A 7035-nucleotide genomic window follows, 5' to 3' on the forward strand; every position below is an offset into this window, starting at 1 on the left:
TCTCCCGAACGGTCGGTGGAGAGCCCGGATCACGGACCCACCGCGGGAACCTACCGTCAAATCCGCGTGAAGACAGCGTGAGCGCGTCAGCCCGCCGCGGTGTCCTCGCTCACGGCCTTCGGCGCCGTCGCGGCGGCCCGCTTGGCCTGCGTGGTCCGGACCGCGCTCGCGGCGAAGTAGGCGAGCAGCTCGGCGATTTCGACCGGGTCGTCCAGCTGCGGGCAGTGCCCCCAGTCCTCGCGGACCAGCAGCCTGCTGTGCGGCACCAGCGTGTGCAGCTGCCGCCCGGACGCGGCCGTGACGAGCCTGTCCTTGCCGCACGCGACGACCAGCAGCGGGACCTCGACCGAGTCGAGGCGGTAGGCGTCGGCGAGCTCGGCGACGAGCTGCCGGGCCTCCTCCAGCCGGCTCTTGGTCGCGCGGTAGTCGGGGAAGAGCGCGGTGAAGCGCTGCACCTGGGTCGCGTCGGCCGCGCCCGAGTTGGCGTACAGCAACCGCGGGACCAGCTGCTCGGCGACCTTGCGCACCAGGAAACCCGGCACCGGGACCGGCAGGGACGAGTACAGCCGCAGCGGCAGCGGGTAACGCGCCACCGTGCGGATCAGCCACGAGTCGACGAACCCCGGCGCGGCGATGGACACGACTCCGGAAAGCGGCAGCCTCCCCTTCGAGGCACTCTTCTCCGCCGAGAAGGGATCCACCGCGGTTTGCGCCGCGCGCAGGCTCATGGTGCCGCCGAGGGAGTTGCCCGCCAGCACGACCGAACCGAGCACCGCCTGCTCGCGGACGACGGCGGTGGTGAACGCGTCGAGCTGCGGCAGCATCGGGCCCGGCCGCAGCGGCTGGGCGTCGCCGAAGCCGGGCAGATCGACCGCGACCGCCGGGATCCCGGCGGCCGCGAGCTGCTCCAGGGCGGGGCGCCAGGTGTCGGCGCTGTCGCAGTAGCCGTGCAGGAGCACCAGCCGCGGTGCGGTGGGCCGGACGTGCGGCGCCGCGCTCCGGCGACGCAGTGAGCGGCGCGGGGACTCCGGCTCGGGGGCGGGGTCGCCGACCTCGAGCACGCGGGTGCGGACACCGGCGTAGCGCCGGAAGGAAACCCGGATCGGGTCCGGGTCGCTGGACCGGCCGTCCGGTCCAGCCGGAGTGGGCCGCTTCGTCGCGGTCATGACTACAGATTAGCTGGCCGGCATGGGGTTTTGGTCGAATTTGGGTGCTAACGACCAGATCTCGAAGTGAACACGTTAAAGATTCACCGGATGCCGGGCTGGGTGGAACGAACCGATCCGCCCAGCTCAGCCGGGTCTAGCGGGTGAAGACGATCTTGCCGGCGGTCTCCCCGTCGAGCATCGCCTGGAAACCCTTCGGCGCCTCGGAAAATGGCAATTCCGCCCCGATTTGCGGCCGGACGCCGGTCAGTTCGAGGTACGTGAGCAGGTCCGCGAGTTCGTCGCGGGTGCCCATGGTCGAGCCGGCGACGCGCAGCTGGAGGAAGAAGACGCGCTGCAGTTCCGCGTGCGCGTCCGGGCCGCTGGTCGAGCCGGAAACCACGATGATCCCGCCCGGCTTGAGCGATTTGACCGAATGCGACCAGGTCGCCTTGCCGACGGTCTCGAACACGGCGTCGACGCGCTCGGGCAGCCGCGCGCCGGACTCGAACGCCTGGTGCGCGCCGAGGCTCGTGGCGAGGGCGCGCTTCTCCTCGGTGCGGCCGGTGACCCAGACCCGGAACCCGGCCGCGCGGCCGAGCTGGACCAGCGCCGTCGAGACGCCGCCGGACGCGCCCTGCACGAGCATCGTCTGCCCCGGCCGCAGCCCGGACTTCACGAAGAGCATCCGGTAGGCGGTCAGCCAGGCGGTGCCCATGGTGGCGGCTTCGGCGAAGCTGAGCGACGCGGGCTTCGGGACGACGTTGCGGGCGGGCACGACGACCTGGTCGGCGAAGGTGCCCTGGTGCTTCTCGGTGAGCAGCGTGCGCTTGGGGTCGAGGGTGTCGTCACCCTGCCAGCCCGGCGCGTTGATCACCGAGTGGATGACGACCTCGGAGCCGTCGTCGAGGGTTCCGGCGCCGTCGCAGCCGAGGATCATCGGGAACTGGTCCGGCTTGATCCCGACGCCGCGCAGCGTCCAGAGGTCGTGCATGTTGAGGCTGGCCGCCTTGACGTGCACGCGGACCCAGCCGTCGGGCACTTCGGGTTCGGGGCGCTCGCCGACGACGAGCGAGTCCAGCGGGCTGTCGGCGTTGGGTTCCTGCGCGTACACGGCGAACATGTCCTGCAACGTACCGTCTCTTCAAACCCTGTGCTGCGTGTCGCGAGACACGGCGAGCGGCCCTTGCGACGGTGGGTCCGAACCCGACTCCGTCGGGTGGCTTCGCCTCCGTCGCAATCGGCTCCGCCGATTTCGGAAGCGAGGCCCAGAGGCGCGGGGGCAGCAGAGCGCGCGTAGGCTCACACCGTGTTCAACGGGCTTGCCGACTGGTGGGACGGGGTCGAGCTGTGGCTCGCCCAGGCCTGGTTCCCGGTCCAGTTCGTGCTGGTCATGGTGGTCGTCGTGCCGCTGTGCCTGGCCGCCGCGTGGGCGCTCGACAAGGTCGTCGGGCTCTTCGCGCACAAGCTGGCTCCGGGGCGTGACGACGACTCCGACGGGTCGGCATAGGCTCGCGCACCATGTTCAACCGAAGGCGGATCACCGCCGCGCTGATCGGGCTCCTCGTGCTGGTGCTGGGGGGCTGGCTGGTCCAGGACAACCTCGGCGGCGGCTCGTCCTCTGGTCCGAGCACTTCGGCGAGCGCCCCCGCGCAGAGCAGCACGCCCGCCAAGGGCAGCGCCGCCGTGCCGGGCGCGGACTCCGGGCTGCCGGTGAAGGCGCTTTCCGCGCTGCCGCCGCAGGCCTCGGACACGTGGAAGCTGATCGAGGCCGGCGGCCCGTACCCCTACCCGCGCAACGACGACGTCGTCTTCGAGAACCGTGAGAAACGCTTGCCCGGCAAGAAATCCGGCTACTACCACGAATACACGGTGAAGACCCCGGGCAGTCCCGACCGCGGCGCCCGGCGGCTGATCACCGGGCAGGCGCACGAGCTGTACTACACCGGCGACCACTACGCGTCGTTCGTCGTCGTGGACCCGGCCCGATGAGCGCCGGCGAGCAGGCGAAGGCCGCCGCGGAAGACGCTTTCGCCCGTGGCGCGTACCCGCACCTGGTGAACTCCCGGCCGACCGTGGACAAGGCCAGCACGCTCACCGCCTTCGCCGAAGCACTGTCCTTTCCGGACTACTTCGGGCACAACCTCGACGCGCTCTACGACTGCCTGACCGACCTGTCGTGGCTGCCGCCGGGGGAGCACGTGCTGATCTGGCCGGGCTCGGACGCGTTGCGCAAGGCCGAACCCAAGACCTACCTGGCGATCCGCAGCGTGCTGTCCGACGCGCAGCGCGCGCTCGGCCCGAGCGGCCGCAGCGCCGGTTCGTGGCGGCTCACGGTCGTGCTGCCGGACGCCTGAGCGGTGTCCCCGCGCGTTTGACCGTGCGGATCACCGGCGCGCTCTCGAGGGTCTGCACGCCGCGGATCCCGGCGACGCGGCCGGTGAGGTAGCGGTAGAGATCGCGGCCGTCACGGCAGTTCACCATGGCCGTCAGGTTCGTCGTGCCGGTGGTGGCGACGGCGAACGACGTCTCCGGGTGGCTCGCCAGGGCCTCGCCCACCTCGGCGAGGTGCGCCGGGGACACCGTCAGCCACAACCGCGTTTCGGACCGGAACCCGAGGCGCGCCGGGGCGACGTCGAGGTGGTAGGTCAGCGTGCCGTGCCGCCGCAGCAGGTCCATCCGGCGCCGCACGGTCGAGTCCGACCAGCCGGTCGCCCTCGCCAGCGCCGTGTAGCTCGCGCGCCCGTCCTCCGCGAGGGCGTCGAAGAGCGCCTGGTCGCCCGGTTCCGGGGCGACGCCGGTGCTTTCGGGCTTGGGCGGGCGCAGCTGCTCGACCTGTCCGGGGGACAGGCAGTGCAGCCCGCTCCAGCCGTCCGGCAGGGCGAAGGTGTGGAGCAGTTCGTGCGCGGAGACGGCGGTGACGCGGCTCGCCCGCGGGAGTTTGCGCAGGAGCAGGTCGTCGCGGCCCGCTGTGTCGGGGGCGTGCACGGTGCAGGAGATTTCGGTGCCGCCGGAAAGCAGGTGCACCCAGGACACGTCGGCGCGGTCGGCGAGCGCGTCCGCGACGGCTGCCCCGGCGTCCGGGGTGGTGCGCAGGCGCAGCGTCCACGTCGTGTAGCCGGCGTCGCCGCCGCTGACCGCGCCGGTGACGCGGAGGACGCCGGCGGTGCGGAGCCGCCGGTAGCGCCGGGCCGCGGTGTTCTCCGAGACGCCGAGCACCTGGCCGAGGGTGCGCATCGGCGCACGGCCGTCGATTTGCAGCGCGTGGACCAGGCCGCGGTCGACGTCGTCCAGGGTGACGGTTTCCATGCGTTGAGCCTAGGGGATGACGGTATCCGGCGGACTTGTCGACTTGTGTGGTGACGAACGGCGTCGTAATCGCACCCTTCGGAGCACACGAAGGGAGATTCGATGCGCAAGTGGTGGCCGTTGCTTGCCGTGTGTGCGGGCTCGTTCCTGTTCCTGCTGGACACCACCGTCGTCACGGTGGCCCTGCCCCGGATCGGCGCCGATCTGAGGGCGTCGGTGGGGCAGCTGCAGTGGGTGCCGAACGTCTACACGCTGGTCTTGGCCGTGCTCATGCTCGCGGCGGGAGCGGTGGCGGATCGCTGGGGGCTGCGGCGGGTGTTCCTCGCCGGGCTGGCCGTGTTCGGGCTGGCGTCCCTGGCCTGCGGCCTGGCGCCGGACATCGGGACGTTGATCGCGGCCCGCGGGGTGCAGGCGATCGGCGGCTCGGCGTTGGCGGTGACCGGGTTCGCGATCCTGGCGGCCTCTTACGAAGGGCGCTCGCTGGGGACGGCGATCAGTGTCTTCTTCGCGGTGAACGGGCTCGGCGCGGCGGCGGGGCCGGTGGTGGGCGGCGTGCTGACCGAGTACTTCGGCTGGCCCGCGGTCTTCTTCGTCAACGTACCGCTCGCGTTGGCGACGGGGTTGTTCGCGCTGCGGGCGGTGCGGCCGGACGAGCCGGGGCGTCCGGGCCGGTTCGACGTTGCGGGCGCGGCGTGGTTCGCAGCCGGCGCCGCGAGCTTGGTGCACGGGCTGACCTCGGACCGGTGGGTGCTGGCGGTTTCGGTGCTCGGTTTCACCGGGTTCGTCGTCGTGGAACGGCGTCGGGCCGAGCCGATGCTGGACTTGCGGCTGTTCCGCGACGGCGGGTTTTCGACGCTCATCGCCTGCGCGGCGGCATCGACGTCGACGTTCGCGGCGCTGGTCTACGTCTCGCTGTCGCTGGGACTTTCGCGGTCGCCGGTCGCGGCCGGGTTCGCGCTGGCTCCGCTCGCGGTGGCGTCCTTCCTGACTTCGACGCTCCTCGGCAAGGTGCTGCACCGGTTTTCGCCGCGAACGCTGCTCGGGACCGGAGTTCTGGTGGGCGCGCTCGGCTGTCTGTCGCTGCTCGTCGTGGCGATCCCGCTCGGCCTGGCGGTGACCGGGATCGGGGTGGGAATCGCGGGCCCGGCGATGGGCGCGGCCATCGCTTCCGCGGCACCGCCGGGCCGATCCGGGATGGCCGCGGGGATCTTGACGACGACCCGGCAGTTCGGGCAGACGCTCGGGGTCGCGGTGCTCGGGATTGCGTACCAGACAGGCGGTTTGGCGCCGGTGTACGTGATCGCCGCAGCGTGCGGCGCGGTGACGGGCCTGCTCGCGCTGCTGCCGCGCAAGCAGGCTCCTGTCCCTGCCTGAGTCCCAAGCGCCCCAATGTGGCGTTCGGTGCGTCCAACGCACCCAATGTGGCGTTCGGTGCGTTGGACGCAACCAACGCCACATTGGGGCGCTTCTTGCGGGCTACGGGCGGTAGCTCACGGGAGGACGTGGGCGTCGACACGCCGCCCGGTAAGCCGACCGCAGGTCCTCGATCACCCGGTCCGGCTCCTTGCGCAGGTCGATCGGCAACGTCTGCAGGAAGGTGATTCCCGCCGCGGTGTAGCGGGCGTTCCGAGCCAGGGTGTCGGAGTAGCCGTCCCCCTCGCCGTGCCATTTGCGCGAGTCGATCTCCCACGCGAACGCGATGTCGTCGCACCAGGCGTCCGGCTTGGCGATGAACCCGCCGCGCTCGTCGAAGACCCGGACGTTCCACTCGGCCGGTGGCAGCTCAGCGAGCTTCCAGATGTCCCAGGCTTCGGCTTCGGCAACCGATTCCGCGCCGCCGAGGATCGCCTGGAGGGCTCGACGAACCAGGGCTGATCCTCGTTGGCTTCCGAGCCGGAGTTCCTTGTCGAGCAGTTCCGGGGTGCAACGCCTGCGCTGTACGGCCTCGGCGAGCAAGGCCTGCACGGTTTCGAAGTCCCGGATACGGCGTGCCGCATCGAGCGCGGCACGGTACACCGGTGCGACTGGGAGTCCGCCCCGCATGACCGGGGCGGGCAGCCGGGTCGTACGTTCGACGACGACGAACCCGCTACTGGTGATCTCACGCTCATCCGGAACGAGGATGTGCACGTCGTCAGGCTCCGGGAACTCCCGGAGCCCGTGTCTTCGCAGTGCCCACAGCCCGGTGAGCATCGTGGAACGACCACCGCGGATCAGCGCTGCTTGCAAGCGCTGCTCGTCGGTCGGTTCGTTGGGATGCAACAAGATGATTCCCGGCAACAACCGTCGCCACGGGCCGCCGGGCAGGCAGCGGCGGTAGACGCTGCTACGGCGCATGCCGATCTCTTCGAGTTCGGCGGTGCGCACGACATCCGGATTGTCTTTGTGGCCGGCAACGAGTGGGTGCCGCGCCCAGGTTCCTCTCTTCACGCCTCAAGCATCGGCACACTCGCCGACCGAAGGCCAGGCCCGGGCGTCGCGAGTGGCCCGTTCGCTACGTTTTTGGCCAGAAATCAGCCGTTCGTGTCCCCGCGGCTCAAGCGCCCCAATGTGGCGTTCGGTGCGTCTGACGCACCGAACG

Annotated in this window: 8 protein-coding genes; 4 read left to right on the forward strand and 4 right to left on the reverse strand. The window is 71.0% G+C overall.

What is annotated here, in order from left to right:
* Window positions 1-86: 86 nt before the first annotated feature.
* Together Q5425_RS24830 and Q5425_RS24835 are read right to left on the reverse strand one after the other, a co-directional pair.
* Entirely contained in the window at window positions 87-1166 is a 1080-nt protein-coding gene (locus Q5425_RS24830) for an alpha/beta fold hydrolase (protein ID WP_308674695.1), read from the reverse strand.
* Between the two features lie 136 nt (window positions 1167-1302).
* Window positions 1303-2268 carry a zinc-binding dehydrogenase gene (locus Q5425_RS24835; RefSeq protein WP_308674696.1) on the reverse strand — a complete coding sequence of 322 codons (966 nt, stop codon included), beginning with the start codon at window positions 2266-2268 and terminating at the stop codon, window positions 1303-1305.
* 186 nt (window positions 2269-2454) lie between these two features.
* Between Q5425_RS24835 and Q5425_RS24840 the strand changes: the two genes are divergently transcribed.
* Genes Q5425_RS24840 through Q5425_RS24850 form a run of 3 tightly spaced genes read left to right on the forward strand, consistent with a single transcriptional unit; the run spans window position 2455 to window position 3502 of the window.
* Window positions 2455-2655, forward strand: coding sequence for a hypothetical protein (locus tag Q5425_RS24840; RefSeq protein ID WP_308674697.1), 201 nt, complete (start codon window positions 2455-2457; stop codon window positions 2653-2655).
* Window positions 2656-2666: 11 nt separating this feature from the next.
* Window positions 2667-3137: a ribonuclease domain-containing protein gene (locus tag Q5425_RS24845; protein WP_308674698.1), complete on the forward strand. Its 471-nt coding sequence runs from the start codon at window positions 2667-2669 to the stop codon at window positions 3135-3137.
* Complete coding sequence (locus tag Q5425_RS24850) at window positions 3134-3502, forward strand: barstar family protein (protein WP_308674699.1); 369 nt, start codon at window positions 3134-3136, stop codon at window positions 3500-3502. Before Q5425_RS24845 ends, Q5425_RS24850 begins: the two co-directional genes overlap by 4 nt.
* Here the strand turns inward: Q5425_RS24850 and Q5425_RS24855 are convergent.
* Window positions 3477-4454 (reverse strand): Lrp/AsnC family transcriptional regulator, encoded by a 978-nt coding sequence (locus tag Q5425_RS24855; RefSeq protein ID WP_308674700.1) that lies wholly within the window; start codon window positions 4452-4454, stop codon window positions 3477-3479. The two genes, Q5425_RS24850 and Q5425_RS24855, sit on opposite strands and share 26 nt — an antisense overlap.
* Before the next feature lie 102 nt (window positions 4455-4556).
* Between Q5425_RS24855 and Q5425_RS24860 the strand changes: the two genes are divergently transcribed.
* Window positions 4557-5828 carry an MFS transporter gene (locus tag Q5425_RS24860; protein WP_308674701.1) on the forward strand — a complete coding sequence of 424 codons (1272 nt, stop codon included), beginning with the start codon at window positions 4557-4559 and terminating at the stop codon, window positions 5826-5828.
* Window positions 5829-5930: 102 nt separating this feature from the next.
* On the opposite strand, the gene Q5425_RS24865 is transcribed toward Q5425_RS24860, so the two are convergent.
* Complete coding sequence (locus Q5425_RS24865; RefSeq protein ID WP_396135228.1) at window positions 5931-6884, reverse strand: hypothetical protein; 954 nt, start codon at window positions 6882-6884, stop codon at window positions 5931-5933.
* Window positions 6885-7035 lie beyond the last annotated feature (151 nt).

It is taken from the genome of Amycolatopsis sp. A133, assembly GCF_031082405.1.
Classification (GTDB): domain Bacteria; phylum Actinomycetota; class Actinomycetes; order Mycobacteriales; family Pseudonocardiaceae; genus Amycolatopsis.

What these genes read in the sequence shown, in the direction of transcription:
- Q5425_RS24830 (WP_308674695.1), bottom strand. Translation starts at nt 1,166, where the DNA reads ATGACCGCGACGAAGCGGCCCACTCCGGCTGGACCGGACGGCCGGTCC.
- Q5425_RS24835 (WP_308674696.1), bottom strand. Translation starts at nt 2,268, where the DNA reads ATGTTCGCCGTGTACGCGCAGGAACCCAACGCCGACAGCCCGCTGGAC.
- Q5425_RS24845 (WP_308674698.1), top strand. Translation starts at nt 2,667, where the DNA reads ATGTTCAACCGAAGGCGGATCACCGCCGCGCTGATCGGGCTCCTCGTG.
- Q5425_RS24850 (WP_308674699.1), top strand. Translation starts at nt 3,134, where the DNA reads ATGAGCGCCGGCGAGCAGGCGAAGGCCGCCGCGGAAGACGCTTTCGCC.
- Q5425_RS24855 (WP_308674700.1), bottom strand. Translation starts at nt 4,454, where the DNA reads ATGGAAACCGTCACCCTGGACGACGTCGACCGCGGCCTGGTCCACGCG.
- Q5425_RS24860 (WP_308674701.1), top strand. Translation starts at nt 4,557, where the DNA reads ATGCGCAAGTGGTGGCCGTTGCTTGCCGTGTGTGCGGGCTCGTTCCTG.